The sequence below is a fragment of the Streptomyces anulatus genome (genome assembly GCF_014650675.1).
GTDB classification, from domain to species: domain Bacteria; phylum Actinomycetota; class Actinomycetes; order Streptomycetales; family Streptomycetaceae; genus Streptomyces; species Streptomyces anulatus.
The window spans coordinates 267,513-292,601 of the sequence record NZ_BMVK01000006.1 but is presented as its reverse complement, the minus strand read 5'-3'; the positions used below and the strand labels follow the sequence as shown (position 1 = coordinate 292,601).

Below are 25,089 nucleotides of genomic sequence, written 5' to 3'. Positions count from 1 at the left end.
GGGACCGATTCACCGTGTCCCCTGAGATCTGAGGAACCAGTGCGCCGAATTGCCGGCCTTCTCGTCGCCCCCCTCCTGCTGCTTTCGGCAGTGGCGTGCGGCAGCGACGACAAGGCCTCCGACTCCGCCTCGTCCAAGAACGGCGTCCCCGCGATCACCGCGGGCGCCAAGTTCGGCGAGAAGCCCACCCTCTCCAAGGGTGAGGGTGACCCGCCCAAGGAGCTGAAGACCGACGTCATCAGCGAGGGGGACGGCGCGAAGCTCAAGAACGGCGACGCGATCCAGGTCAACTACCTCGGCCAGGCGTGGGACTCCACCAAGCCGTTCGACAACAGCTTCGACCGCAAGCAGCCCTTCGATCTGACGCTCGGCGCCGGAATGGTCATCCAGGGCTGGGACAAGGGCCTGGTCGGCCAGAAGGTCGGCAGCCGCGTCGAGCTGGTCATCCCGCCCGAGCTCGGCTACGGCGAGCAGGGCCAGGGCGACATCAAGCCCAACGCCACGCTCGTGTTCGTCGTCGACATCCTGAAGGCCACCCAGATCCCGGCCTCCGCCAAGGGCACCGAGGTCGCCCAGGACAACGTCGACCTGCCCAAGGTCGGCGTGAAGACCGACGGCAAGGCCCCGACGGTCACCATCCCCAAGAGCGACCCGCCGAAGAAGCTCGTCTCCAACTACGTCCTGGAGTCCGACGGCGAGGTCGTCAAGGAGTCCGACAGCGTCGTCGTGAACTACGTCGGCATGATCTGGAAGGGCGCCAAGGAGTTCGACAACACGTACACCACGGGCAAGACCCAGACCTTCCCGCTGTCCCAGGTGACCCTCAAGGGCCTGAAGAACGGCCTGATCGACAAGAAGGTCGGCAGCCGGGTGCTGCTCGTCATCCCGCCGGACCAGGCCTTCGGTGACCAGCAGCAGCAGGCCATCCCGAAGAACTCCACCCTGGTCTTCGCCGTGGACATCCTCGCCAAGGTGTAAGACTGTCCCGGTTGTCCAGTTCATCATTTAGAGGAGCAGTTCAGTGAGCATCGAGAAGCCCGAGGTCGACTTCCCGGGTGGCGAGCCGCCGGCCGACCTGGCGATCAAGGACATCTGGGAGGGCGACGGCCCGGTGGCCCAGGCCGGCCAGACCGTCTCCGTCCACTACGTGGGCGTGGCCTTCTCCACCGGCGAGGAGTTCGACGCCTCCTGGAACCGCGGCACCCCGCTGCAGTTCCAGCTCGGTGCCGGTCAGGTCATCTCCGGCTGGGACCAGGGCGTGCAGGGCATGAAGGTCGGCGGTCGCCGTGAGCTGATCATCCCCGCGCACCTCGCCTACGGCGACCGCGGCGCCGGCGGCGGCAAGATCGCCCCGGGCGAGACGCTGATCTTCGTCTGCGACCTCGTCGCGGTCTGATCCGTTCCGCTGGTACGTGTGAGGGCCCCTGCCGTACGGCAGGGGCCCTCATCGCTGTCCGACGGGCCTTTCACCGCTGTCCGGTCGGCGGCCCGCCTTTTGGTCCCCACCCCCCGGGGCGGTACGGTCGACGGTCGTAGAGCAACAAGAGAAAGGGCGTCGATGGCGATTGCCAAGGCCGAGCGGTTGATGAACCTCGCGCTGTGCCTGCTGGGAACCCGGCGCCCGCTCAGCAAGCGCGAGCTCCGCGGATCCATCGAGGCCTATCTCGAAGCGGGCTCCGACGACTCCTTCAACCGGATGTTCGAGCGCGACAAGGACGATCTGCGCGAGCTCGGCCTCGTCATCGAGACCGTCGAGAACCTCGACGGCGACACCGGATACCTGGCCCGCCGCGACAGTAACCGGCTGCCCCCCATCACCCTGGACGCCGAGGAGGCCGCGGCCCTCGGCCTCGCCGCCAAGGTCTGGCAGCAGGCCCGCCTCGCCGGAGCCGCCAGCGGCGCCCTCCAGAAGCTGCGGGCCGCGGGCATGCCGGAGACCGAGGACGCCTACGAGGTCCACAGCGCCCTCGAACCCCGCATCCCCGTCCACGAGGCCGCGTTCGAGCCCCTCATGCTGGCCTGCCGCGACCGTCGCCCCGTCACCTTCGACTACCGCAAGGCCAACTCCGCCCGCCCCGAGCAGCGCCAGGTCGAACCCTGGACCCTCGAATGCTGGCGCGGCCACTGGTACCTCGCCGGCTGGGACCGTGAACGCGGCGCCGAACGCGTCTTCCGGCTCTCCCGCATCACCGGCAAGGTCCGCTCCCGCGCCGGGGCCTTCAGCGCCGAGGTGCCCGACGTGGTCACCGTCCGCGAGACCGTCGAGAGCTGGGCCGGCGAGACCGCGACCCGTACCGCCCGGATCAGGCTCCGCGCCGGAGCCGGCTACCCGCTGCGGTCACGCGCGATAGCCGTGAGGGAACGCGGCGACGGCTGGGACGAGCTGGAGATCCCGTACGGGCACGGCCTCGACGCCTGGCTCGTCGAGTTCGGCCCGGACGTCGTCGTGGAGGAACCCGCCGATCTGCGGGCCGATGTGGTGGACCGGCTCCGCGCCGTGGCCAAGGACTAGGGGCAGGGAAACGATGGCCACGAACGCGATCGACCAGACCCGGCGGATGCTGTCCCTGGTGACGTATCTGCGGGAACGCCCCGGAGCCCACGTCCAGGACGTGGCGCGGGCCTTCGGGATCACCGAGGACGAGCTGATCTCGGACCTCGACGTTCTGCCCATGTGCGGCACCAGCTTCCGCGGTGGCGACCTCCTCGACATCGACACCGACGGCGACCGGATCTGGTGGCACAACCCCGACGACGTCGCCGAGCCGCTCCGCCTCGCCGCCGACGAGGCCACCGCGCTGCTCGTCGCCGCCCGCGCCGTCGCCACCCTCCCCGGCCTGCGCGAGAGCGACCGGCTCGCCCTCGTCCGGGCGACCGCCAAGCTGGAGACGGCCGCGGGCGAGTCGGGGGCGGCCAGCTCCCGGCTCTCGGTGACCTTCGAGGCGGAGGGCGGCGTCTTCGCCGACGTCGACCGGGCCATCTCCGAGCGCCGTCGCCTCTGGCTGCGCTACTACTCGCCCGCCCGCGACGAACTCACCGAGCGCGAGGTCGACCCGATCCGGCTCTTCGCCGTCGGCCACACCTATATGGAGGGCTGGTGCCGGCTCTCCGAGGCCCGCCGGACCTTCCGGCTGGACCGGGTCGCCGAGATCCGCCTCCTCGACGCCCCCGCCGCCCCGCCCGAGCTGGAGCTGCGCGACCTGTCCGCAGGGCTCGTCCAGCCGGCCGCCGAGGACCCGGAAGTCGTCATCGAGGTCGGCACCGGCGGCCGCTGGGTCGCCGAGTACTACCCGCACGACTCCGCCGAGGAACTCCCCGACGGCGGCCTGCGGATCACCCTGCGCACCCCGGACCCGGCCTCCCTGCGCCGGCTCGCCCTGCGCCTCGGCGGCGACGGCCGCATCGTCACCCCGCCGGAACTCGCGGACAGCGCCCGCGAGGCCGCCCGCGAGGCGCTCGCCGCCTACGAGGACGCGGTCTGAGACCCGAGGAGGGGAGACAACGATGAACCGGACGCCCCTGTTTCCGGCCGCCGCCTCCGGGATCCGCCCGGCGCCCCTGCCCGGCACCGGACCCGTCACCGTGCCGGTACCCGCCGCCGTACGCTTCCGGGCCGCCTGCCCCGACTGCCGCGGGCGCTTCGAGCTGGCCGCCGCGGCACTGCGCCTCGCGATCGGCGCCACCAGCCGCACCACCTTCTACACCTTCACCTGCCCCGAGTGCGGCGCCTCGGTCCGCAAGCCCGCCGGGGAGCGCATCATCGAACTGCTCACCGGCGGCGGCGTACGGACACTGCGCCTGCACACCGCCCTGTAGCGCCCCCCGGCCGCAGCGCCCCCGACCGGACCGCAGCGCCCGTCGGAAGCCTCGTGGAAAGCCCGTAGGAAGAGGGACTGCCGTATGTTCTGGCCCATGCTCGCCATCGCCCTCGGATTCCTGGGCATCGCCGTGCTCGGTGTGCTCGGCATCAAGGTCTTCGTCGAGGCCCAGCGTCTCGGCCGACAGGTCACGGTCACCACGGAGCGGATCAACCGGGCGTCGGAGGACCTCGAACGGGCGGCCACCCGCCTCGCGGCCACCGGTGAAGGCCTGCGATAGCGGGCCGGGGGGCCTGATGTTCGACAGCACCGGAGGGTACGCTGCATGGGTCGGCCCAGGCAGGGAGGTGCGGGTCGCAATCGGGAGTACGCACGGGCATTGCCTCGCGTTTACCCCTGCGGGTTACGATCGCTGCCAAGCGCAACGATCGGACGTATGCCCGGTCGAACGGGTAGCGAGCCCACCCTCCAGCCGCCTCAGTGAGAAGGAAGTCGCACATGATCGGCAATCTGAAGCCCCTCGAGATCGTTCTGATCATCGCTGTCATCCTGCTGCTCTTCGGTGCCAAGAAGCTTCCCGACATGGCGCGCTCGCTCGGCAAGTCGGCCCGCATCCTCAAGAGCGAGGCCAAGGCCATGAAGAAGGACGACGCGGCGACCGCGACGCCCACGACGGAGACCGTCGAGGACCCGACGCCCCCGCAGTCCAGCACCGCGCGCACCATCCAGGCCGCTCCGGGAGACGTCACCAGTTCCCGCCCGGTCAGCGAGGCCAAGCCCACCACCCAGAGCTGACACAGCTGACGCGCTCCGCCGACAGCCGCCGCACGAGACGAGGGAAGTGGGTTGCTCAAGTCTGCCCGCAAGCAGGAGAAGGACGACGAGGGGCGGATGCCTCTCCTCGATCACCTGCGTGAGCTGCGTAACCGGCTGCTGAAGGCCGTGCTGGCGATCGTCGTGGTGACGATCGTCGCGGCGTTCTTCCAGAAGGACATCTACGACTTCCTTCTGCGCCCCCTGCTCGAATCCGTCGGGTGCAAGGACGGCGTGGTCGTCGCCGTCAACGGCAAGCCCTGCGCGTTGCTGAAGACCAACACCCTGCTGGCGCCGTTCACCAACGCCCTCAAGGTCGCTCTGATGTCCGGTGTCCTGCTGGCCACGCCGGTCTGGCTGTACCAGCTGTGGGCCTTCGTCGCCCCGGGGCTGCACCAGGGCGAGAAGCGCTATGCCTACGCCTTCGCCGTCGTGGGCGCGCCCCTCTTCCTCTCCGGCGGCTACCTCGCGTACGCGATCCTGCCGCAGACCGCCGAGATCATGCTCGGGTTCAGCCCCGAGAACGTGCAGAACCAGATCGAGCTCGACAGTTATCTGGATCTGCTGGTCCGCATGGTGATCGTCTTCGGTATCGCCTTCGAACTGCCTCTGCTGCTCATCGCGCTGAACATGACGGGTGTCGTCACCGGCAAACGGATGCTCGGCTGGTGGCGCGGGATGATCGTGGGCCTCACCGCGTTCGCGGCGATCGCGACCCCCGGTGGCGAACCGGTCTCCATGCTGCTTCTCGCCGGACCGCTCGCGGTGCTCTACTTCATCGCCGTCGGCTTCTCCCTGCTGAACGACAAACGGCGCAACCGCAACAACCCCGACGCCGAGCTCAGCGACGACGAGGCCTCCGACCTCGATCTGACGCCCGAGCCCATCGGCAGCATCGAGAACGTGTCCGGCTCCCGCCCGGCACTCCCGGGGCAGGCGTCCGGCGAGGCGGACGGACCCGGGTCGCACCGGCTGAATGGTTACGACGACATCACCTGACCTTGTAGGGTCCGGAAGGGTGACCAGCGAGATCACCCTCTTCGTCAATCCCACCGCAGGAAGCGGCCGGGGCGCGCACGCCGCGCAGCCGGCCGCTTCCGCGTTGCGGGACGCCGGATTCTCCGTCCGTACGGTGCTGGGCGAGGATGCCGACGACGCCCTGCGCCGGGCCCGCGAGGCCGTCGCGGCGGGGACCGGGGCGCTGATAGCCGTGGGCGGGGACGGGCTGATGTCCCTCGCCCTCCAGGCCGTCGCCGGGACCGCCACCCCGCTCGGGGTCGTCGCCGTCGGCACCGGCAACGACTTCGCCCGCGCGCTGGGTCTGCCGATACGCGACCCGGTCGCCGCCGGACGGCTGGCCGCGCGGGCGCTCAAGGAGGGCGGTCACCGCGACATCGACCTCGGACGGGTCGGGGACCGCTGGTTCGGCTCCGTCCTCGCCTCCGGCTTCGACTCCCGGGTCAACGACCGGGGCAACCGGATGCGCTTCGTCGGCGGCCGCTTCAAGTACGACCTCGCGATCCTCGCCGAACTCGCCGCCTTCCGGCCGATCCCGTACCGGATCCGGCTCGACGGGGGAGAGCCCACCGAGATCGAGGCCACCCTCATCGCGGTGGGCAACGGAACCACGTACGGCGGGGGCATGCGGATCTGCGCCGGGGCGGAGATGGACGACGGGCTCTTCGACGTGACCGTGGTGGGGCGGTGCAGCCGCACCACGCTCCTCAAGGTCTTCCCGAAGGTCTACAGGGGCACGCACCTGGGCCACCCCGCCGTCACCGTGCACCGGGTCTCCTCGATCGAGCTGGCGGCGGCCGGGGTCACGGCGTACGCGGACGGTGAACCGCTGGGCGCGCTGCCGCTCACCGCCACCTGCGTACCGGGCGCCGTGCGGGTGCTCACCGGGCGCCGAGCAGGCGCCGGCCGGGCCCCGGGCGAGGGAACGGCCGTGGGCGATTAAAGATCGGGCTGAGTGTCAGAGGTGGCGGGTAGGCTCGTAAGCAAGATGACAGAGGACCTCTCACCAGCTGAGCGATACCAGGCTTCTCAGGTCCGTGCGGCCGAGATGGCGACGGCCCTCGGGCCCTTCCGCGAGATGTACGAGTTCGGTCTGGACCCGTTCCAGATCGAGGCCTGCCGGGCACTGGAGGCGGGCAAGGGGGTGCTGGTCGCGGCCCCCACCGGGTCGGGCAAGACGATCGTCGGCGAGTTCGCCGTGCATCTGGCCCTGGAACAGGGCCGCAAGTGTTTCTACACGACACCGATCAAGGCGCTCTCCAACCAGAAGTTCGCCGATCTGGTCAAGCGGTACGGCGCCGACAAGGTCGGCCTGCTGACCGGCGACAACAGCGTCAACTCCGAGGCGCCGGTGGTCGTGATGACCACCGAGGTCCTGCGGAACATGCTGTACGCGGGCTCCCAGTCGCTGTCCGGCCTCGGCTATGTGGTCATGGACGAGGTGCACTACCTCTCCGACCGCTTCCGGGGCGCGGTGTGGGAGGAAGTGATCATCCACCTCCCGGAGTCGGTGACGCTGGTCTCCCTGTCGGCGACCGTCTCCAACGCGGAGGAGTTCGGCGACTGGCTGGACACCGTGCGCGGCGACACCGAGGTGATCGTCTCCGAGCACCGTCCCGTGCCGCTCTGGCAGCACGTGATGGCCGGCCGCAAGATGTACGACCTCTTCGAGGAGGCGACCGACCACGGGGGGCGCGGCGCCGGACGGCGTGAGGTCAACCCGGACCTGGTCCGTCTCGCCCGGCAGGAGAGCCAGAACGTCTACAACCCCCGTGACCGCCGCCGGGGCAAGATGGTGCGCGAGGCCGACCGCGAGCGCGAGAGGCGTCAGCGCGGCCGGATCTGGACGCCCGGCCGGCCCGAGGTCATCGATCGGCTGGACAACGAGGGCCTGCTGCCCGCCATCACCTTCATCTTCAGCCGGGCCGGCTGCGAGGCCGCTGTCCAGCAGTGCCTGTACGCAGGTCTGCGGCTCAACGACGAGGACAAGCGCCGGCTGGTCCGGGAGATCGTCGAGGAGCGGACCGCGTCCATCCCCGGCGAGGACCTGCACGTCCTGGGCTACTACGAGTGGCTCGAAGGCCTGGAGCGGGGCATCGCCGCGCACCACGCGGGCATGCTTCCGACGTTCAAGGAAGTCGTCGAGGAGCTGTTCGTCCGCGGCCTGGTGAAGGCCGTCTTCGCCACCGAGACGCTGGCGCTCGGCATCAACATGCCCGCGCGTTCCGTGGTGCTGGAGAAGCTCGTCAAGTGGAACGGCGAGCAGCACGCCGACATCACCCCCGGCGAGTACACCCAGCTCACCGGCCGGGCCGGACGCCGCGGCATCGACGTCGAGGGCCACGCGGTGGTCCTGTGGCAGCGCGGCATGGACCCGACGGCGCTGGCCGGCCTCGCGGGCACGCGTACGTATCCGCTGCGCTCCAGCTTCCGCCCCTCGTACAACATGGCGGTCAACCTGGTGCAGCAGTTCGGGCGGCACCGCTCGCGCGAGCTGCTGGAGACCTCGTTCGCCCAGTTCCAGGCGGACAAGTCCGTCGTCGGGATCTCCCGGCAGGTCCAGCGCAACGAGGAGGGCCTGGAGGGCTACAAGGAGGGCATGACCTGCCACCTCGGCGACTTCGAGGAGTACGCGCGCCTGCGGCGCGACCTCAAGGACCGCGAGACCGAGCTGGCCAAGCAGGGCGCGGCGCAGCGGCGGGCGGCGGCGGCCTCCTCGCTGGAGAAGCTGAAGCCGGGCGATGTCATCCATGTGCCGACGGGGAAGTTCGCGGGTCTCGCCCTGGTGCTGGATCCGGGGCTGCCCGCCGGGCGGGCCAACGGGCACCGCGGGTTCGACCACCACGACGGGCCGCGTCCGCTCGTGCTGACCGCGGAGCGGCAGGTCAAGCGGCTGGCCTCGATGGACTTCCCGGTGCCGGTGGAGGCGCTGGACCGGATGCGCGTCCCGAAGTCGTTCAACCCGCGCTCGCCGCAGTCCCGGCGTGATCTGGCCTCCGCGCTGCGGACGAAGGCCGGGCACATCGTGCCCGACCGGCACCGCAAGGGGCGGGCGCCGGCCGCCGACGACCGTGAGATCAGCCGACTGCGGACCGAGCTGCGCGCCCACCCGTGCCACGGGTGCGACGAGCGGGAGGACCACGCGCGGTGGGCCGAGCGCTACCACCGGCTGCAGCGGGACACCCGGCAGCTGGAGAAGCGGATCGAGGGGCGGACGAACACGATCGCCCGGACCTTCGACCGGATCGTCGCGCTCCTCACCGAGCTGGACTACCTCCGGGGCAACGAGGTCACCGCGAACGGGCGGCGGCTGGCCCGGCTGTACGGGGAGCTGGATCTGCTCGCCAGCGAGTGCCTGCGGGAGGGCGTGTGGGAGGGGCTCAACCCCGCCGAACTCGCCGCGTGCGTCTCGGCGCTGGTGTACGAGGCGCGGCAGGCCGATGACGCCGTCGCGCCGAAGCTGCCGTCCGGTCCTGCCAAGGTCGCCATGGGCGAGATGGTGCGGATCTGGGGGCGGCTGGACGCCCTGGAGGAGGACTTCAAGATCAACCAGACGGAAGGGGTCGGGCAGCGCGAGCCCGATCTCGGTTTCGCCTGGGCGGTCTACATGTGGGCCTCCGGCCGGACGCTGGACGAGGTGCTGCGTGAGGCGGAGATGCCGGCGGGGGACTTCGTGCGGTGGTGCAAGCAGGTGATCGATGTGCTGGGGCAGGTGGCTGCGGCGGCTCCTCGGGATGCGGGGGAGGGCGCGAGTTCTGTGGCGAAGAATGCGCGCAAGGCGGTGGATGCGGTGTTGCGGGGGGTGGTGGCGTACAGCTCCGTCGGCTGACGTCGGCGGGGGTGCGCCTGCGGCGGGCTTTTCCCCTGCCCGCCCCTTCCCGAAACCGGGGCTCCGCCCCGGACCCCGCTCCTCAAGCGCCGGAGGGGCTGGGGAGGACGGGCTCGGATGCTCCGCCCGGGACCCCGCTCCTCAAGCGCCGGAGGGCTGGAAGGCCCGGGGCTGAGGGGCGGGGCTGTCGGGGTGCGGCGGGGTCAGGTCTTGCGGGTTCTGGCCGCTGCTCCTGCGCAGACCATGCCCAGCAGTACGGTCAAGCCGCCGACGATGATGTTGTTGATCACGATCCCGGCGTCCGGGCTGCTGCCCACCACCCAGGTCGACACGATGATCCACGCACCCATGGCGCAGATCGCCCAGCTCAGGCCGTACATGCGCTCCGGCATCGCGGTGAAGCCGAGAGCCAGCACCGCGATGGCGATGCCCATGACCAGGTTGTGCGTGACCAGGGCCGGCTGGCTGGCCGTGAAGTGGAGCACCCACGGGGAAACGGCGCAGTAGAGGCCGACGAGGAACACCGGCGCGTCCACCAGCGCCACATCGCGACCGCCCATCACCCGGTCGTACCGCGCACGCATTTCGGAGGCATCGGGGTGGCCCGATATGTCACTCCTCGCGTGTGAGACGTTGCTCATGAGATCTCGTCTCCTTCGTCGTGCGGGCCCCGCCGCCGTGCGGATGGATGCGGCAGGCACTCTCATCCCCATAGTGCTCTTATCTGGCACTTATGTGTACTTTTCCGGCGGTATTGCTGGAAGAGATTCTCAGGACCTCCGGGGGCCTTCGGAGTCCAGCCGGGCGGCCAGGGTGAGAAGGTCCCCCGTGGTCAGGCGGCGGTCCCCGTAGCCGGGCAGGGGTACGTGCAGGGGCTCGGTCCAGCGGGCGGGGACAGCGCCGATGCCGTGGACCGCTCCTGCCAGGCCACCCGTCACGGCTGCCACCGTGTCGGTGTCCCCGCCCACGTCGACGGCGGCCGCCAGGGCCCGCTCGAAGGTGTCCGTGGTGCGCAGCGCCCAGAGCGCCGTGCCCAGGCAGGGCCACACCGCCCCGTTGAACTCGGTCGCCAGGCCGGGGTGCCAGTCGGGCGCCAGCACCGTCGCCCAGCGGGCCCGGTGGTCGGCGTGCACCTCGGCCAGCGTGCCGGGGAGGGCGGCGAGCGGGTCCCCGCCCGCCAGCGCGACCCGGATCAGCTCGTGGAAGACCGCGGTGCCCTCCCAGGCCGCCCGGTCGCCGTGGGTCAGCGCCGCGATCCGGCGGGCCGCCTCCATCGTCGCCGTGCGGCCCGCGTGGGCGAAGTACACCGCCGATGTGGTCGCCCGCATCAGTGAACCGTTGCCCGCGGCCCGCCCGTTGATCTGGAAGTGCAGGGCCGCCGCCAGGTCCCACGGCTCGCCGTTGGTCAGCACGTCCTCGGTCTGGAGGCCGATGTCCTTCGGCCCGCCCGCGGCCCACCGCCGGAACCGGTCGAACACGTCCGGCAGGTCCGGGCCGCCCCGCTCCAGCAGCGACTCCCCGACCAGCACGGCCATCTGCGTGTCGTCCGTCGCCTCGCCAGGGTCCCAGCCGCCGCCCCCGCACAGCGCCCCGACGCCGTCCGGGAAGCGGGCGGTGAACACTCCGGCGGGGCCGAACTCGAACGGGGCGCCGAGCGCGTCCCCGACGGCGGACCCGACCACGGCTCCGGCCACGCGGTCGGCGCGGGCCACGGATTCACGGTGCGTCATACCGTCAGGCTAAGGGCGGGACCGCCCTCAGGGCATTGCACCGCACGACGAGGGGCGGGGAGTCGCGGCGTACCGCGGCTCCCCGCCCCTCGTCCGTGGGGGACCGGGGTGGATGCTACTTCGGGGGCATCAGGACCGTGTCGACGATGTAGACCGTCGCGTTGGCGGTCGGGACGTTGCCGCAGACGACCTTCGAGGAGTCGTTCACGGTGTACTCGACGCCCGAGCCGGCCGTCGTCAGCTTGCTCTTCTCCAGCGTGTCGAAGGAGCCCTTCTCCAGCTGCTGCGGCGTCAGCTTCTCGCCCACCACGTGGTAGGTGAGCACCTTGGTGAGCTCGGCCTTGTTCGCCAGCAGTGCGTCCAGGTCGGCCTTCGGGATCTTGGCGAAGGCGTCGTTGGTCGGGGCGAACACCGTGATGTTCTCCGCGTTGTTGAGCGTGTCGACCAGGCCCGCCTGCTTCACGGCGGCCACCAGCGTCGACAGCTCCTCATTGTTCGAGGCGGCCGTGGCGACCGGGTCCTTCGCCATGCCGTCGAACGAGCCCGCGCCTTCCTTCGGCACCGACGAACAGGCCGGGCCGAACGGCTCGTCCATGGTCGCCGACTCGTCGGCCGAGGGGCTCGCCGGGGCGGACGCGCTGGGCGTCGAGCCTGCGGCCGAGTCCTTGGAGGAGTCGTCCGACGAGCAGGCGGTCAGTGCCAGCGGCAGTACGGCGGCTGCGGACACGGCGACGGCTGCGCGGCGGAAGAGGAGCGTGTTCATGGCGTTTCTCCTGGATCGAAGGTCTTGTGCGAAGGGACAGAGAAGAGGAAGAGGAGTCGTAGGGGGAGCGGTCCATGTGGCGAGCGGGACTGCCGGGGCAGGAGTGCCCCGTCCATCCGCGACTCGTTCCGGTCCGCTCTCACACAAGGGGTTCGGCGCCGGTCGGCCGGTGGATTGGTCCCGGGCCCTCATTCACTCGTTCGGAGTAGATCCACCTGTCGACCAATCCATGCGGCCACCGGCTACGAATGGAGGGCGAGGAGCACTCCGACAGGGCTCCGACCGAGTGGAAGAACCGGAGGGAGCCGGAATGGCAGGGGAACGACGGCGGACGGCCGTGGTCGGATCAGGAGTGGCGGGACTGACCGCCGCCCACGTTCTCCGGAACGCCCACGAGGTGACGCTGTACGAGGCGGAGGACCGTGTCGGAGGCCACGCCCACACGCACGACCTGGGTGCGTCCGACGGACGGGTGCACCGTGTCGACTCCGGGTTCATCGTGCACAACCGGCGGACCTATCCCCGTCTGCTGCGGCTCTTCGACGAACTGGGCGTCGCCACCCAGGAGTCCGAGATGTCGATGTCCGTGAGGTGCGAGGGCTGCGGCCTGGAGTACGCGGGGGCGCGTGGCCCCGCCGGGCTCTTCGCGCAGCCGCGCTCCGCCGTGCGCGGCCCCTATCTGCGGATGCTCGCCGAGGTGCCGCGCTTCCACCGTGCGGCGCGCGCCCTGCTGGAACTGCCGGAGAGCGGGACGAGTGGGAAGAACGGGGCGAGCGGGACGAGCGGAATGACGCTCGGGGAGTTCGCCCGGCGCGGGCGCTTCTCGCCCTACTTCCACGCCCACTTCCTCACGCCCATGGTCTCCGCCGTCTGGTCCTGCGACCCGGTCACCGCCCTGCGCTACCCGGCCCGCTACCTCTTCCGGTTCCTCGCCCACCACGGCATGCTCACCATCGGTGACTCCCCGGTCTGGCGCACCGTCACCGGCGGGTCCCGCAGCTATGTCGACCGCGTCGTCAAGCAGCTCGACGCCGTGCACACCGCGACCCCGGTACGCGCGATCACCCGGCACGCGGACGGCGTCGAGGTCACCACCGAGGACGGCACGACAACCCCGTACGACTCCGTCGTCATCGCCACCCACCCCGACCAGGCGCTGCGGCTGCTCACCGACCCGACCGACGCCGAGCGCGGCACGCTCGGCGCGTTCCGCTACTCCCGCAACCCGACGCTGCTGCACACGGACACCACGCTGCTGCCGCGCGCCCGGGGCGCCAGGGCCTCCTGGAACTACCTGATGCCCTCGTGCGCCGCCGACGCCGACCGCGTCACCGTCAGCTACGACATGACCCGGCTCCAGCGGCTCGACGCGCCCGAGACCTTCGTCGTCACGCTGAACGGCTCCGACCGGGTCGACCCCGCCTCCGTGCGCGCCCGCATGGTCTACGAGCACCCCGTCTACACCCCCGAATCCGTCGAGGCCCAGGACCGGCTGCCGGCCCTGTCCGGTCCCGTCACCGCCTACGCGGGGGCGTACCACGGCTGGGGGTTCCACGAGGACGGCTGCCGTTCGGGCGTCGAGGCCGCGGCGGCCCTGGGGGTGAGGTGGTGAACGCCCTCTATCCGTGCACCATCACGCACGTACGGAACCGGCCGACGACGTACGCGTTCCGGCACCGTACGTATCTGTGGCTCATCGACCCCGACCGGCCGCCCCGGCTGCCGCGCCTCCTGCGGCCGCTGGCCCGGTTCGACCCCCGCGACCACTTCGGCGGCACCGCACCCACCATCCGGGCCGGGCTGGAGCGCTTCCTGCGGGCCCGGGACGTCGAGCTCGGCGACGGCACCGTCACCATGCTCACTCAGGCCCGGGTCCTCGGACACGTCTTCAACCCGATCACCGTCTACTGGTGCCACCGCGCCGACGGCAGCCCCCTCTGCGTCGTCGCCGAGGTGCACAACACCTACGGCGGACGGCACGGCTACCTGCTGCGCCCCGACGGGGACGACCGGGCCGTGACGGAGAAGGAGTTCTACGTCTCGCCGTTCTTCCCCGTCGACGGCGGCTACCGGATGCGGCTGCCGGAGCCCGGGCCCCGGCTCGACCTGAGCATCCATCTGGAGCGCGACGGGGCCCGCCCGTTCACCGCGACCGTACGGGGCGACCGGCGGCCCGCCGGCCCCCGGGAGCTGGTGCGCCTCGCCCTGCGCCACCCGCTGTCCACCCTCCTCGTCTCCGCCGCGATCCGCCTGCACGGCATCCGGCTCTACCTTCGCGGGCTCCCCGTGCAACCCCGTCCCCCGCACCGTCCAAAGGAAGGCATGCAGTGACCGCGCCCACCTCCGCGCTGCCGGCAGAACACACCCCCGGGACCGACCCGGAGCGCTGGCCCGACATCGTCACCCTGCCCCGGGTCTCCCGCGCCCGGAGCGCCGTCGCCGAACGCATCGTCCGCCACGCGCTCGGCCGGCTTCCCCTGCGCGCCCGCCTCGCGGGCCGGGAGGACATCGGCCTCGGCGGGCCGCTCATGGACATCCACGACCCCGACGCCTTCTTCCGGCGGATCGGCGCGAGCGGACTCATCGGCTTCGGCGAGTCCTACATGGCGGGGGAGTGGGACGCGCCCGACCTCGTCGGCGTGCTGACCGTGCTCGCCGACAACGCAGCCGACCTCGTCCCCCGGTCGCTGCAACGCCTGCGAGGCATCTGGGCGCTGCGCAGGCCCGCCACGCAGCTGAACACCCCCGAAGGCTCCCGGGACAACATCAGCCACCACTACGACCTGTCGAACGAGCTGTTCGCCCTCTTCCTCGACGAGACGCTCTCGTACTCCTCCGCCGTCTTCCGCGGCTTCCCCGCCGAACACGACCTGCTGCCCGCCGCCCAGCACCGCAAGATCGACCGGCTGCTGGACGCCGCCGGAGTGACCGAGGGCACCCGCCTCCTGGAGATCGGCACCGGCTGGGGCGAACTCGCCGTCCGCGCGGCGGCCCGCGGCGCCCGGGTCGTCACCGTCACCCTCTCCGCCGAACAGCGCGAACTGGCCCGCGCCCGGATCCGCGAGGCCGGGTACGCCGACCGCGTGGAGGTGCGGCTCAGCGACTACCGCCACGTCACCGGCGACTACGACGCCATCGTCAGCGTCGAGATGGTCGAGGCGGTCGGAGAGGAGTTCTGGCCGGTGTACTTCGCGACCCTGGACCGGCTGCTCGCCCCCGGCGGCCGGATCGCCCTCCAGGCCATCACCATGCCCGACGACCGGCTGCGCGCCAGCCGCTCGACGTACACCTGGATCCAGAAGTACATCTTCCCCGGCGGACTCCTGCCCTCCACCGAGGCCGTGGAGCGGATCACCACCGGCCACACCCGCCTGCGCACCACGCAGCGCATCCGCTTCGGCGCGCACTACGCCGAGACGCTCCGGCTGTGGCGGGAAAGGTTCACCGAGCGGGCGTCCGAGGTCGACGCCCTCGGCTTCGACGCCGTCTTCCGCCGGATGTGGACCTTCTATCTCGCCTACTCCGAAGCGGGCTTCCGCTCCGGCTATCTCGATGTGCAGCAACTGCTGCTGACCCGCGAGGAGACCGCGTGACCACGACCGCACCCAAGCCCCCCGCCCGGCGCACCCCGACCGGTGCCGCCCAGCGCGTCGAACCGCTGATCGAGCGGTTCCTCGGCGGCCCGCCGCCGGTCCGGGTACGGATGTGGGACGGCAGCGAGACCGGGCCCAGGGACGTCCCCACCGTCCATGTGCGGACCCGCAGAGCGCTGCGCCGGCTGTTGTGGGAGCCGGGCGAACTCGGCCTCGCCGAGGCCTACATCACCGGCGACATCGACCTCGACACCGACCTCGGTGACGGGCTGCGCGCCATGCGCCGCGCCGCGCGCGACCGCGGCCTCACCCCGCCCGAGCCCGCCCTCGCGGACCGGCTCAGGGCGGCGGGCCTCGCCCTGCGCCTCGGCGCCGTCGGCCCCCGGCCGCCGGTCCCCGCCGCCCGCGCAGGACTCCGCGGGACCCTGCACAGCAAGGCCCGCGACCGGGCGGCGATCAGCCACCACTACGACCTGTCCAACGCCTTCTACGCCCTGCTCCTCGACGAGACGATGGCGTACTCCTGCGGCTACTGGACCAGCGACGCGCCCGGCTACGGCCCCGCCGACGCGCAGCGCGACAAGCTGGAGCTGATCTGCCGCAAGCTCGGACTGCGGCCCGGCGCACGGCTGCTGGACATCGGCTGCGGCTGGGGTTCGCTGACCCTGTACGCGGCCGAGCACCACGGCGTCCGCGTCACCGCCGTCACCCTCGCCGCCGAACAGGCCGCGTACGTACGGGAGCAGGTCACCGCACGCGGCCTCGGCGAGCTCGTCGAGGTGCTGAACATCGACTACCGGGACATCGCGGGGCGACCGGAGACCCGGGGCGCGTACGACGCCGTGTCGACCATCGAGATGGGCGAGCACGTCGGGGACGCCGAGTACCCGGCGTTCACCGCGATCCTCCACGACGCGCTGCGGCCGCGGGGCCGGGCCATGGTCCAGCAGATGTCCCGGGGGACGACCGCGCCGGGCGGCGGCGCGTTCATCGAGTCCTACATCGCCCCCGACATGCACATGCGGCCGCTCGGCGAGACCGTCGCCCTGCTGGAGGGCGCCGGTCTCGAGGTGCGTGACGTCGAATCGCTGCGCGAGCACTACGTCCGGACGGTGGAGGCCTGGCGTCGCACCCTGGAGGAGCGCTGGGCGGAGTTCGTCGCGCTGGTGGGGGAGGAGACCGCGCGGGTGTGGCGGCTCTACCTCGTCGGCGGCGCCCTCGCGTTCGAGGAACGCCGGATGGGCGTCGACCAGATCCTCTCCGTACGGCCCGACCCGGTCGGCTCCGCCGCGATGCCGGCCACCCGGCGCGACTGGTACGCGTCGGCCGCCCCGGAGGAGAGCCCGTGAGCGGCTTCGTCTGGTCCGCGTTCGCCAGCGGGCTCGCGGGCGCGGCCGTCGCCGCGCTCGGCGTCATGCTCGTCACCTTCGCCGTCGCCCTGAAGAAGGGCATGCACCGGATCGTCGACGTCGCCTGGGGCATCGGGTTCGCCGCCGTCGCCCTGGTCTCCTACGGCCTGTCGGCGGGCGACGGCGACGACGGCCGACGGCTCCTGGTGACCGCGCTGACCGTGATCTGGGGGCTGCGCCTCGCGATCCACATCGGGCGGCGCGGCCGGGGCCACGGCGAGGATCCGCGCTACGCGAAGATGCTGGCCAAGGCTCCCGGCAACCCGAACCTCTACGCCCTGCGCAAGGTGTATCTGCTCCAGGGCGCGCTGGTCTGGCTGGTCTCGCTCCCGGTGCAGGCCGCGCAGTACCTCACCGCGCCGTTGGCCTGGTGGGCCTGGGCGGGCGTGGTCCTGTGGGCGGTCGGTCTGGCCTTCGAGGCGATCGGCGACGCGCAGCTCGCCCGGTTCAAGGCCGACCCCGCCAACCAGGGGAAGATCATGGACCGGGGGCTGTGGTCCTGGACCCGCCACCCGAACTACTTCGGCGACTTCTGCGTCTGGTGGGGCCTCTTCCTCTTCGTCTGCCAGGCCCCGGCCGCCGCTGCCGCCACCGTCGTCGCCCCCCTGGTGATGAGTTTCCTGCTGACCCGGGGCAGCGGGGCGGCCCTGCTGGAGCGTCATATGGCGGACCGGCCCGGGTTCGACGCGTACGTGGCGCGGACGAGCGGCTTCTTCCCCCGGCCGCCGCGCCGGACCTGAGCACATCGAGGAGGGCCCCGTTCCGCGGTCTGCGGAACGGGGCCCTCCTCGTGCGTCGTGCCGTCGTACGGTCAGTCCAGGCCGCGGGCGCGCTCGAAGCGGGACCGCGCCTCGGCCAGGTCCACCACCGGGTCCGGGTAGTCCAGGCCCGCGCGGTCCAGGCCCTGAAGCTTCCAGGGCTCGTGGATCGCGGCCCCCTCCAGTTCCGCCAGCTCCGGCACCCAGCGCCGTACGTAGGCACCGCGCGGATCGAAGCGCTTGCCCTGGATCACCGGATTGAGCACCCGGTTGGGCCGGGTGTCCGTCCCGGTGCCCGCCACCCACTGCCAGTTGAGCTGGTTGTTCGCCACGTCGCCGTCGACCAGCAGGTCCAGGAAGTGCCGGGCGCCCACCCGCCAGTCCACGTACAGCGTCTTGGTGAGGAAGCTCGCGGCCAGCATCCGGCCCCGGTTGTGCATCCAGCCCTCGTGCGCCAGCTGCCGCATCGCCGCGTCCACCAGCGGATACCCCGTCCGCCCGGTCCTCCAGGCGTCGATCTCGTCCTCGTCGGAGCGCCAGCGGTCCCGGCGCGGCCGGTAGTCGGACCAGGAGGCGTCGGGGCGGGCCGCGAGGACCTGGTGGTGGAAGTCGCGCCAGGCCAGTTGCCGTACGAACGCCTCGCCGCCGGGCCCGCCCTTCTCCCGCGCGCGGTGCACCAGTTCGGCGGCGGAGACCGTACCGAAGTGCAGATGGGGGGAGAGCCGGGACGTCGCGTCCCCGGCCAGGTCGTCGTGGCCGGCCTCGTAGTCGGCCATCGGCCCGTTCAGCCAGGACGTCACCAGCTTGCGGCCCGCGTCCTCGCCGCCCCGGGCGAGACCGGGGGAGAGGTTCTTGACGGTGTCCCGGTCCGGGAGCGGATCGCTCGCCACACCGTCCGGCACCCGCACCGTGCGGGGAGCGGTCAGTGTGCCCCGTACTCCCTCCGCCTCCCAACGGCGGAAGTACGGGGTGAACACCGCGAAGTGGTCCTTGCCGCCTGTCGGGACCACCCGGCCCGGAGCGAGTGCGGTGACCACCGCGTCATGGGCGCGCAGCTCGCACCCGGTGCCCGCGAGAGCCTCCCGGATACGTTCCTCGCGCCGCGCCGCGTACCGGCTGACCCCGGCGGCGACGTGCACGGAGGCCGCCCCGGTCTCCTCGGCCACCCGCCTCACGGCAGCGGCCGCCTCGCCCCGGCGCACGACCAGCCGGCCGCCCCGGTGGCGGAGTCCGGCGTCCAGGTCGGCCAGGCAGTCCGCCAGGAAGGCCAGCCGGTTGGGCGCGTCGAACCCGGCGCGGTGGACGGCGTCGTCCCGGACGAACAACGGGACGACCTCGTCCGCGTCCCGCAGGGCGGCACGCAGCACCGGGTTGTCGTGCAGACGCAGATCGGAGGTGAACAGCACCACCGCGACACTCATGGAACGGGCGCTCCTCGCATGGTTCGTGGGTGATTCGTGGGTGAGGGTCAGGCGGTCGGGAAGTCCATCAGCGCCACCGGCTCCGAGGTCGGTTCGGCCGATCCGCCGGCGGGTTCGAGCGTGATGCCCATGCCGGACGCCCGGTCCACCGGCCCGTTCAGCAGGACCGCGTCGTCGCTCGCCTTCGGGTCCATCAGACCGGCCGAGCGCATCGTGCCCTCGTCGTTGAACCAGATCTGGTAGACCTTGCCGCTCGGCGGCCGGTCCATCCCCGAGGCCAGGAACACCGCACGGTTCTGGCTCCGCGAGACGACGACGGTGCCGTGCGCGCCACCGGTCAGCTCGGCCGAAGTGGTCTTGGCGTCCGGGGCGGAGAGCACCTGGGCCAACTGCTCGTTCTGCCGCTGAGCCAGGTCCGCCTCCTGCCGCGCGTCCTGCGCCACCTGGTTCTGCCAGACCGCTACCCCGCCGAACGCGGCGGCCGCGGCGACACAGGCGGCGAGCGCGTAGGCGTACCACCGACCGGTGCGTCCGCCCCCGCCGGTCCGCTCCCGTCCGCCGTGCGCCGGAGCCTCCTGGCGTACGGTCGCGATCTCCCGCAGCACCCGCTCGCGCAGCTCACGCGGCGGGGTCTCGGCGACGGCGAGGCCGAGCCGGGCGGCGGTGGCCGACAGCTCCCGCACCTCCTGGGTGCAGGCCTCGCAGTCCTCCAGATGCCGCTCGAAGGCCTGCCGTTCGGGATCCGGCAGCGCATGCAGGGCGTAGGCCCCGGTCAGCGTGTGCAGTTCGGCCGTGTTCATGCGCTCACCCCCAGGCAGTCGCGGAGGCGGATGAGGCCGTCGCGGAGTCGTGTCTTGATGGTGCCCAGCGGCACGGCGAGCAGCTCGGAGACCTCACGGTAGGTCAGGCCCCGGTAGTAGGCCAGGGTCACCGACTCCCGTTGCAGCTCGGACAGGGTGCGCATACAACGCCGTACCTGTTCTCTCTCCAACCGGCTCTCGACCTGTTCCGACACCTCGTCGAAGGCGGGCGTCCGGTCCAGCAGCGCCGCCTTGTGCTCCCGGGCGGCAGCGGACTCGGCCGAGCGGACCCGGTCGACGGCCCGGTGGTGGGCCACGGTCAGCACCCAGTTCATCGCGCTGCCCCGGGAGGCCCGGAAGCGCGGCGCCGTGCGCCACACCTCCACCAGCACCTCCTGCGCCACTTCCTCCGACTGGGCCGGATCGCGGAGCACGCTGCGCACCAGGCCGAGCACGGGTCCGCTCACCGCGTCGTACACCCCGGCGAACGCGTCCTGGTCGCCCCGCGCCACCCGCACCAGGAGTTCCTGGAGATCGGGGCCTGGTGCGGGCACCCCACTGATGTGTACGGCTTCCTTCACGCGGGTTTCCTCCCGGGCCGATCGTCGCTTCCGGCAGTGATTCGGAGCCGAGGACCGTACGGATTGGTCGGATGCCCGCGATCTTTCCAGACGGGGCCCCGGGAGGGCGCGACTCAGCCGGCGGGCGTCGCGCGTCGTCGCAGGCGGACGGCGCGCACGGCGAGGAAGATCAGCAGCCCGAACGGCGACAGCAGGATCGTCAGGACCAGCAGCGGCCCCATCAGCAGCGGCGAGAGCCCCAGCTTCCGGCTCTGGAGGTACATCCACTGCCCGAGCAGCAGGTCCCAGGCGATCACCTGCGCCCAGATGGCCCCCGCTCCGCCGGCCAGAGCCGTCAGATCACGGAAGGTGTCGATGTCCGGACTGCTCACCGCCGTCCAGAGCTCCGGGAACACCGGCACGGCCATGACGACGTAAACGGCGAGCACGGGCAGCACGGTCAGCGGTGAGGCGACGACGCGGGCGGTGCCGGACCAGGTGGGGGCGAAGATCATCAGCAGCCAGAACGGGGCGGCCAGATAGAACGTGATCTCGAAGAGTGCGCCGGTCATGCCACGGGCTCCTTGCGGTCGGCGGTGCGGGACGGGCGGGCGGGGGCGGCCGGGCGCAACGCGCTCCATGCCCCGCACGCCACCGCCGCGAGGAGGACTCCGGCGGCGGCCAGCGTGGCCCCGTCCGGGTGGATCAGGGGCTGGCCCCGGAGCGCCTGCCAGGTGATGAGCGCGACGAGCGCTGCGTAGCCGCCCACGGCGACCCGCACGAGACGCAGCCGCACCCCGGCGTCACGCAGCCGGGCGAAGCGGGGCGCGAGGAGCACCAGGGCGATCAGGAGGAGCGGCAGCAGTTGGAGGGCGTGCATGCCCACGAAGTGCGGGGCCCGCAGATCGCCGCCGGTCGTCGACCAGCCGGTCAGCGGCATGGCCGGGCCGCCGTCCGGTACGCCCACGGAGTGCGCGCCGATGATGTCGGCGGTGTCGAGGTTGCCCGCTGCCCGCTGGCTCTCGCTCGGCAGCGTCATCAGGAAGCCGAGGGCCGCGCCGGCCAGGGCGATCAGCACCCCGCCCCGGATGGCCAGGGCCGTTGCCCGGTCGGCGATACGGGTGCGCAGCAGCAGGACGGCTATCACCAGGGTCGCCGCCCACAGGACGACGACGGTCTGCCCCATCGCGTCCCACAGCGCCGCGTCGAGGGGAGTGGCGGAGTTGAAGTGGCTGCGCCGGCCCCGGACGACCTGCACCGTGATCAGCACCATCTCGCCCAGGCTCGTCAGCACGACGACGTGCCCCGCCCACCGGCCGGTCCGCACCCCCCGGGTGAGGTGGGTCAGCATCCAGGCCAGGGTCAGGCAGTACGCGGCGAAGGACACGGCGAACTTGAACGGCTTCGCCCAGATCGGCGCGCCCACCAGGACCCGGTCGTCGACCACGAGGCCCACGGCGGAAACGAGGGCCAGAATGGCCATCGCGGCGGAGAAGACGACTAATGGGCGATGCCAGGAACGCCATGACGACATGAGAGACCCCCTGTGATGATGTGATCTGTATGGATAGTCGCACTGTCCGCTATCCGATAGAGGGACTATCTATGATGAGTGCGGTTTCTGGCAAGGGCGAAAGGGCGAACACGCGGTGCGCATCGGTGAATTGAGTCGCAGGTCCGGGGTTCCGGTACCGACGATCAAGTACTACCTACGTGAAGGGCTTCTGTCGGCAGGGGAGTTGACCAGCCCGAACCAGGCGCACTACAGCCCCGGACATGAGCGCAGGCTGCGCCTGATCCGGGCGCTGCTGGACGTCGGCGGCCTCTCGCTCGCCGCCATCGGCGAGGTCCTGGAAGCGATGGACGACCCCGAACAGCCCGTGCACAAGGTGCTCGGCGTCGCGGCGGACGGCGTCACGCCGGCCGGCGAGGAGGGGGCGGGTCCCGAACTGGAGGACGCGCGGGAGGAGGTGGCGGCACTGCTGCGGCGGCGCGACTGGCAGGCCGACGAGCGGGGTCCCGCCGCCGAGTCGCTGGCGGGAGTGCTGTCCGCGCTGCGCAGGGCCGGGCACGGCGGATACATCGACCTGCTGGACGTCTACGCGGATGCCGCCGAGCCGGTCGCCCGCGCCGACCTCGACTACGTACAGCGGCGGGTGGCCCGCGAGGACCTGGTCGAGAGCGTCGTCGTCGGGACCGTCCTCGGCGAGGCGATGTTCGGCGCGCTGCGGAGGCTGGCGCACATCGATGTGTCCTTCCGCCGCTTCGAGTCCCCTGAGTACCTCTCCGGCCCGGTCGAGCGGGAGGGCTCCGGCGCTGAGGACGGGGGCGGGCGTGGGGGCGGGGACGAGCGCAAGGGCGGGGGCGGTGCCGGTACCGGTGGTCCGGAGGCGGGCCCTCCGGACGCCTGAAGCCGGGGGTGGACCCGGTGGGCGGGCCGGTGGGCGACCCGGTGGGCGTGCGTGGCGGCCCCGGAGTGCGGGCCGCGCCGGGGCCCGTCCGTCGCACCCCCGACGCGCGGACCCCGCCCGCCGCAGTGCGGTGGACGGGGTCCGGTGGTCTGCTCGCCGGGGCGACCGGGGTGACCGGGGTGACCGGGGTGACCGGGGCTGCCCCGGCGACCGAGGCGGGGTCCGGCCGGTGGCCCGGTGGCTCCGGGCGGGGCCGACGCCGGGGTGGGTGCTACGCGGCGGTCGTGCCGCTCTCCTGCTCCCGCTCCACCTGCTCGTTCCACTCGCGCTTCACGGCGCGCCAGGCGTCGTCGTTCTGGCCGAGACGCCAGTAGCCCGAGATCGACAGCTGCGACAGCGGGATCTCGCGCTCCATGCGCAGATACCGGCGGATCTCCTTCACGAAGCCCGCCTCCCCGTGCACGAAGGCCTGGACCTGGCCCTCCGGGAAGTCCAGCCCCTTCACGGCGGCGGTCAGCAGCTCGCCGACGGGCCGGTCGCCGCGGTGCAGCCAGGTCACGGCCACCCCGTCGGGCGTCACGATCTTCTGCTCCTCGGAGGCGTCCGACACCTCCACGAAGGCGTGCACCAGCGCACCCGACGGCATCTGCTCCAGCGCCGCCGCGATCGCCGGCAGCGCGCTCTCGTCGCCGACCAGCAGATGCCAGTCCGCCGACGCCTCGGGGCCGTAACCGCCGCCGGGGCCGAGGAAGGTCACCTGCTCGCCCACCCGGGCCCGCTGCGCCCACGGACCCGCGAGGCCCGCGTCGCCGTGCACGACGAAGTCGACGGCCATCTCCCGGGCGACCGGGTCCCACGAGCGCACCGTGTACGTACGGGTGGTGGGCCACAGCTCGCGCGGGTACCGCTCCCGGATCGCGGCCATGTCGAACGGGTGCGCGTAGTCCGCGCCCTCGGGCGCGAAGCACAGCTTGATGTAGTGGTCGGTGAAGCCGGAGAGGGTGAAGTCCGCGAGCCCTTCGCCGCCGAGGACCACCCGGACCATGTGCGGGGTGATCTGCTCGGTGCGCACGACCTGCGCCCCCTGAGCCGTGGGTCCCTGCCGGGCCGGCCGCTCTGCCACGAGGTACTCCCTGGTTCGAAACGTGAGCTTAGGTATGCCTAAGTTAACACCTCAGTGCTGAAGGGTGGTCAGGAGTCGCTGAAGTGCTCCGCCGAGCCCCCACTGCTCCGCCAGCGCCTCCAGGGCGGCCGGGTCGCGCGGCTCGCGCGGCAGTGACGGATCGAAGTCGGGCAGGGGGACGTCCCCGGCCACCCGGACCACCTTCGGCGCGACGGCGACATAGGCGCGCGACTCGTCCAGCCGCTTGCGCTGCGACGGGGTCAGCTTCGCCTTCGGGTCGTCCACCGCCGCCATGATCCCGGCGAGGTCGCCGTACGCGTCCAGCAGCTTCGCCGCCGTCTTCTCGCCGATGCCGGGGACGCCCGGGAGCCCGTCGCTCGGGTCGCCCCGGAGCAGCGCCAGGTCGACGTAGCCCGCGCCGTCCACGCCGTACTTCTCGCGCAGCCACGCCTCGTCGGTCACCTGGAGGGTGCCGACGCCCTTGAGCGGGTAGAGCACGCGCACCTGGCGGGCGTCGTCGACCAGCTGATACAGGTCGCGGTCGCCCGTGACGATGTCCACCGGCCCGGTCGCCCGCCCCGTGAGGGTGCCGATGACGTCGTCCGCCTCGTACGGCGTGACGCCGACCCGGGCGATCCCGAGCGCCGCCAGCACGTCCTCGATGATCGGGACCTGCGGGGACAGCGTGTCGGGGATCTCCTCCTCGTCCGTCTGTCCGGCGGGCGTCTCCTCGGCGACCCGGTGCGCCTTGTAGGTCGGGATCAGGTCGACCCGCCACTGCGGACGCCAGTCGTTGTCCCAGCAGGCGACCAGATCGTCCGGCCGATGGTCCTGCACCAGGCGGCCGATGAAGTCGAGGAGGCCGCGCACGGCGTTCACCGGCGTACCGTCCGGCGCGCGCACCGAATCGGGCACGCCGAAGTAGGCGCGGAAGTAGAGGGAGGCGGTGTCGAGGAGCATCAGGCGTCGCGTCACAGACCCGATGATGCCCCACCGCACCCACAGTCGCTCCGGGTAACCGCTTACTATCGCTCCGTCGCAGGT

The 25,089-nt window shown here is 71.9% G+C and carries 26 protein-coding genes; 16 read left to right on the top strand and 10 right to left on the bottom strand.

The features are described 5' to 3' along the window. The first annotated feature begins 39 nt into the window (after positions 1-39). The 10 genes from IE272_RS17765 to IE272_RS17720 all read left to right on the top strand — a co-directional run bounded on the left by IE272_RS17765 (position 40) and on the right by IE272_RS17720 (position 9,477). On the top strand, positions 40-978 hold the full coding sequence (locus IE272_RS17765; protein ID WP_050359484.1) for an FKBP-type peptidyl-prolyl cis-trans isomerase: 939 nt from the start codon (positions 40-42) through the stop codon (positions 976-978). A gap of 43 nt (positions 979-1,021) precedes the next feature. After that, entirely contained in the window at positions 1,022-1,396 is a 375-nt protein-coding gene (locus tag IE272_RS17760; RefSeq protein ID WP_050359483.1) for an FKBP-type peptidyl-prolyl cis-trans isomerase, read from the top strand. Between the two features lie 162 nt (positions 1,397-1,558). Continuing rightward, entirely contained in the window at positions 1,559-2,512 is a 954-nt protein-coding gene (locus IE272_RS17755) for a helix-turn-helix transcriptional regulator (RefSeq protein ID WP_007458047.1), read from the top strand. 13 nt (positions 2,513-2,525) lie between these two features. Next, positions 2,526-3,482 carry a helix-turn-helix transcriptional regulator gene (locus IE272_RS17750; RefSeq protein WP_007458045.1) on the top strand — a complete coding sequence of 319 codons (957 nt, stop codon included), beginning with the start codon at positions 2,526-2,528 and terminating at the stop codon, positions 3,480-3,482. Positions 3,483-3,504: 22 nt separating this feature from the next. Continuing rightward, on the top strand, positions 3,505-3,816 hold the full coding sequence (locus IE272_RS17745) for a hypothetical protein (protein WP_179890713.1): 312 nt from the start codon (positions 3,505-3,507) through the stop codon (positions 3,814-3,816). A gap of 84 nt (positions 3,817-3,900) precedes the next feature. Beyond that, positions 3,901-4,098 (top strand): hypothetical protein, encoded by a 198-nt coding sequence (locus IE272_RS17740; RefSeq protein WP_007458041.1) that lies wholly within the window; start codon positions 3,901-3,903, stop codon positions 4,096-4,098. Between the two features lie 218 nt (positions 4,099-4,316). Then, the gene (gene tatA, locus IE272_RS17735; RefSeq protein WP_007458039.1) at positions 4,317-4,613 is read left to right on the top strand and encodes a Sec-independent protein translocase subunit TatA; all 297 of its coding nucleotides are present in this window, start codon (positions 4,317-4,319) and stop codon (positions 4,611-4,613) included. Positions 4,614-4,664: 51 nt separating this feature from the next. After that, the gene (tatC, locus tag IE272_RS17730) at positions 4,665-5,630 is read left to right on the top strand and encodes a twin-arginine translocase subunit TatC (protein ID WP_050359482.1); all 966 of its coding nucleotides are present in this window, start codon (positions 4,665-4,667) and stop codon (positions 5,628-5,630) included. Positions 5,631-5,649: 19 nt separating this feature from the next. After that, entirely contained in the window at positions 5,650-6,591 is a 942-nt protein-coding gene (locus tag IE272_RS17725; protein WP_190007254.1) for a diacylglycerol kinase, read from the top strand. Between the two features lie 45 nt (positions 6,592-6,636). Next, positions 6,637-9,477, top strand: a complete 2,841-nt coding sequence (locus IE272_RS17720; protein WP_190007253.1) for a DEAD/DEAH box helicase — start codon at positions 6,637-6,639, stop codon at positions 9,475-9,477. A gap of 203 nt (positions 9,478-9,680) precedes the next feature. Here IE272_RS17720 and IE272_RS17715 read toward each other — a convergent pair whose 3' ends face one another. The 3 genes from IE272_RS17715 to IE272_RS17705 form a co-directional block, all read right to left on the bottom strand. Continuing rightward, a complete protein-coding gene (locus tag IE272_RS17715) occupies positions 9,681-10,118 on the bottom strand; it encodes an SPW repeat protein (protein ID WP_073960257.1) in 438 nt (145 codons plus the stop codon). A 129-nt stretch (positions 10,119-10,247) separates the two neighbouring features. Then, complete coding sequence (locus tag IE272_RS17710) at positions 10,248-11,207, bottom strand: ADP-ribosylglycohydrolase family protein (RefSeq protein WP_190007252.1); 960 nt, start codon at positions 11,205-11,207, stop codon at positions 10,248-10,250. Between the two features lie 115 nt (positions 11,208-11,322). Next, the gene (locus IE272_RS17705; RefSeq protein WP_073745408.1) at positions 11,323-11,970 is read right to left on the bottom strand and encodes a fasciclin domain-containing protein; all 648 of its coding nucleotides are present in this window, start codon (positions 11,968-11,970) and stop codon (positions 11,323-11,325) included. A gap of 310 nt (positions 11,971-12,280) precedes the next feature. Between IE272_RS17705 and IE272_RS17700 the strand changes: the two genes are divergently transcribed. The 5 genes from IE272_RS17700 to IE272_RS17680 are packed head-to-tail and all read left to right on the top strand — an operon-like array spanning position 12,281 to position 17,712. Next, the gene (locus tag IE272_RS17700) at positions 12,281-13,582 is read left to right on the top strand and encodes an NAD(P)/FAD-dependent oxidoreductase (protein ID WP_190007251.1); all 1,302 of its coding nucleotides are present in this window, start codon (positions 12,281-12,283) and stop codon (positions 13,580-13,582) included. After that, positions 13,579-14,301 carry a DUF1365 domain-containing protein gene (locus IE272_RS17695; RefSeq protein ID WP_190007250.1) on the top strand — a complete coding sequence of 241 codons (723 nt, stop codon included), beginning with the start codon at positions 13,579-13,581 and terminating at the stop codon, positions 14,299-14,301. Before IE272_RS17700 ends, IE272_RS17695 begins: the two co-directional genes overlap by 4 nt. Further along, positions 14,298-15,563 carry an SAM-dependent methyltransferase gene (locus IE272_RS17690; protein ID WP_050359475.1) on the top strand — a complete coding sequence of 422 codons (1,266 nt, stop codon included), beginning with the start codon at positions 14,298-14,300 and terminating at the stop codon, positions 15,561-15,563. Before IE272_RS17695 ends, IE272_RS17690 begins: the two co-directional genes overlap by 4 nt. Continuing rightward, positions 15,560-16,912, top strand: a complete 1,353-nt coding sequence (locus IE272_RS17685) for a class I SAM-dependent methyltransferase (RefSeq protein WP_190007249.1) — start codon at positions 15,560-15,562, stop codon at positions 16,910-16,912. Before IE272_RS17690 ends, IE272_RS17685 begins: the two co-directional genes overlap by 4 nt. Beyond that, positions 16,909-17,712, top strand: a complete 804-nt coding sequence (locus tag IE272_RS17680) for a DUF1295 domain-containing protein (protein ID WP_057661730.1) — start codon at positions 16,909-16,911, stop codon at positions 17,710-17,712. Before IE272_RS17685 ends, IE272_RS17680 begins: the two co-directional genes overlap by 4 nt. Before the next feature lie 71 nt (positions 17,713-17,783). Here the strand turns inward: IE272_RS17680 and IE272_RS17675 are convergent, their stop codons facing one another. From IE272_RS17675 to IE272_RS17655, 5 genes are all read right to left on the bottom strand, one after another. Then, positions 17,784-19,151, bottom strand: coding sequence for a cryptochrome/photolyase family protein (locus IE272_RS17675; RefSeq protein WP_190007248.1), 1,368 nt, complete (start codon positions 19,149-19,151; stop codon positions 17,784-17,786). Between the two features lie 47 nt (positions 19,152-19,198). Next, positions 19,199-19,951 (bottom strand): anti-sigma factor, encoded by a 753-nt coding sequence (locus IE272_RS17670; protein ID WP_190007247.1) that lies wholly within the window; start codon positions 19,949-19,951, stop codon positions 19,199-19,201. After that, a complete protein-coding gene (locus tag IE272_RS17665) occupies positions 19,948-20,532 on the bottom strand; it encodes a sigma-70 family RNA polymerase sigma factor (RefSeq protein WP_032794045.1) in 585 nt (194 codons plus the stop codon). Before IE272_RS17665 ends, IE272_RS17670 begins: the two co-directional genes overlap by 4 nt. A 113-nt stretch (positions 20,533-20,645) precedes the next feature. Next, positions 20,646-21,083, bottom strand: coding sequence for an ABA4-like family protein (locus IE272_RS17660; RefSeq protein ID WP_007458008.1), 438 nt, complete (start codon positions 21,081-21,083; stop codon positions 20,646-20,648). Beyond that, the gene (locus tag IE272_RS17655) at positions 21,080-22,045 is read right to left on the bottom strand and encodes a hypothetical protein (protein ID WP_073745390.1); all 966 of its coding nucleotides are present in this window, start codon (positions 22,043-22,045) and stop codon (positions 21,080-21,082) included. Before IE272_RS17655 ends, IE272_RS17660 begins: the two co-directional genes overlap by 4 nt. A gap of 115 nt (positions 22,046-22,160) precedes the next feature. Here IE272_RS17655 and IE272_RS17650 point away from each other — a divergent pair, with 115 nt between their 5' ends. After that, positions 22,161-22,922 (top strand): MerR family transcriptional regulator, encoded by a 762-nt coding sequence (locus tag IE272_RS17650; protein WP_190007246.1) that lies wholly within the window; start codon positions 22,161-22,163, stop codon positions 22,920-22,922. A gap of 271 nt (positions 22,923-23,193) precedes the next feature. On the opposite strand, the gene IE272_RS17645 is transcribed toward IE272_RS17650, so the two are convergent. After that, the gene (locus IE272_RS17645) at positions 23,194-24,045 is read right to left on the bottom strand and encodes a siderophore-interacting protein (protein ID WP_190007245.1); all 852 of its coding nucleotides are present in this window, start codon (positions 24,043-24,045) and stop codon (positions 23,194-23,196) included. Between the two features lie 51 nt (positions 24,046-24,096). Further along, entirely contained in the window at positions 24,097-25,005 is a 909-nt protein-coding gene (locus IE272_RS17640) for a 5'-3' exonuclease (RefSeq protein ID WP_032794038.1), read from the bottom strand. Positions 25,006-25,089: the final 84 nt, after the last annotated feature.

What these genes read in the sequence shown, in the direction of transcription:
- IE272_RS17755 (WP_007458047.1), top strand. Translation starts at nt 1,559, where the DNA reads ATGGCGATTGCCAAGGCCGAGCGGTTGATGAACCTCGCGCTGTGCCTG.
- IE272_RS17750 (WP_007458045.1), top strand. Translation starts at nt 2,526, where the DNA reads ATGGCCACGAACGCGATCGACCAGACCCGGCGGATGCTGTCCCTGGTG.
- IE272_RS17745 (WP_179890713.1), top strand. Translation starts at nt 3,505, where the DNA reads ATGAACCGGACGCCCCTGTTTCCGGCCGCCGCCTCCGGGATCCGCCCG.
- IE272_RS17740 (WP_007458041.1), top strand. Translation starts at nt 3,901, where the DNA reads ATGTTCTGGCCCATGCTCGCCATCGCCCTCGGATTCCTGGGCATCGCC.
- tatA (WP_007458039.1), top strand. Translation starts at nt 4,317, where the DNA reads ATGATCGGCAATCTGAAGCCCCTCGAGATCGTTCTGATCATCGCTGTC.
- IE272_RS17720 (WP_190007253.1), top strand. Translation starts at nt 6,637, where the DNA reads ATGACAGAGGACCTCTCACCAGCTGAGCGATACCAGGCTTCTCAGGTC.
- IE272_RS17715 (WP_073960257.1), bottom strand. Translation starts at nt 10,118, where the DNA reads ATGAGCAACGTCTCACACGCGAGGAGTGACATATCGGGCCACCCCGAT.
- IE272_RS17710 (WP_190007252.1), bottom strand. Translation starts at nt 11,207, where the DNA reads ATGACGCACCGTGAATCCGTGGCCCGCGCCGACCGCGTGGCCGGAGCC.
- IE272_RS17705 (WP_073745408.1), bottom strand. Translation starts at nt 11,970, where the DNA reads ATGAACACGCTCCTCTTCCGCCGCGCAGCCGTCGCCGTGTCCGCAGCC.
- IE272_RS17700 (WP_190007251.1), top strand. Translation starts at nt 12,281, where the DNA reads ATGGCAGGGGAACGACGGCGGACGGCCGTGGTCGGATCAGGAGTGGCG.
- IE272_RS17675 (WP_190007248.1), bottom strand. Translation starts at nt 19,151, where the DNA reads ATGAGTGTCGCGGTGGTGCTGTTCACCTCCGATCTGCGTCTGCACGAC.
- IE272_RS17670 (WP_190007247.1), bottom strand. Translation starts at nt 19,951, where the DNA reads ATGAACACGGCCGAACTGCACACGCTGACCGGGGCCTACGCCCTGCAT.
- IE272_RS17660 (WP_007458008.1), bottom strand. Translation starts at nt 21,083, where the DNA reads ATGACCGGCGCACTCTTCGAGATCACGTTCTATCTGGCCGCCCCGTTC.
- IE272_RS17655 (WP_073745390.1), bottom strand. Translation starts at nt 22,045, where the DNA reads ATGTCGTCATGGCGTTCCTGGCATCGCCCATTAGTCGTCTTCTCCGCC.
- IE272_RS17640 (WP_032794038.1), bottom strand. Translation starts at nt 25,005, where the DNA reads ATGCTCCTCGACACCGCCTCCCTCTACTTCCGCGCCTACTTCGGCGTG.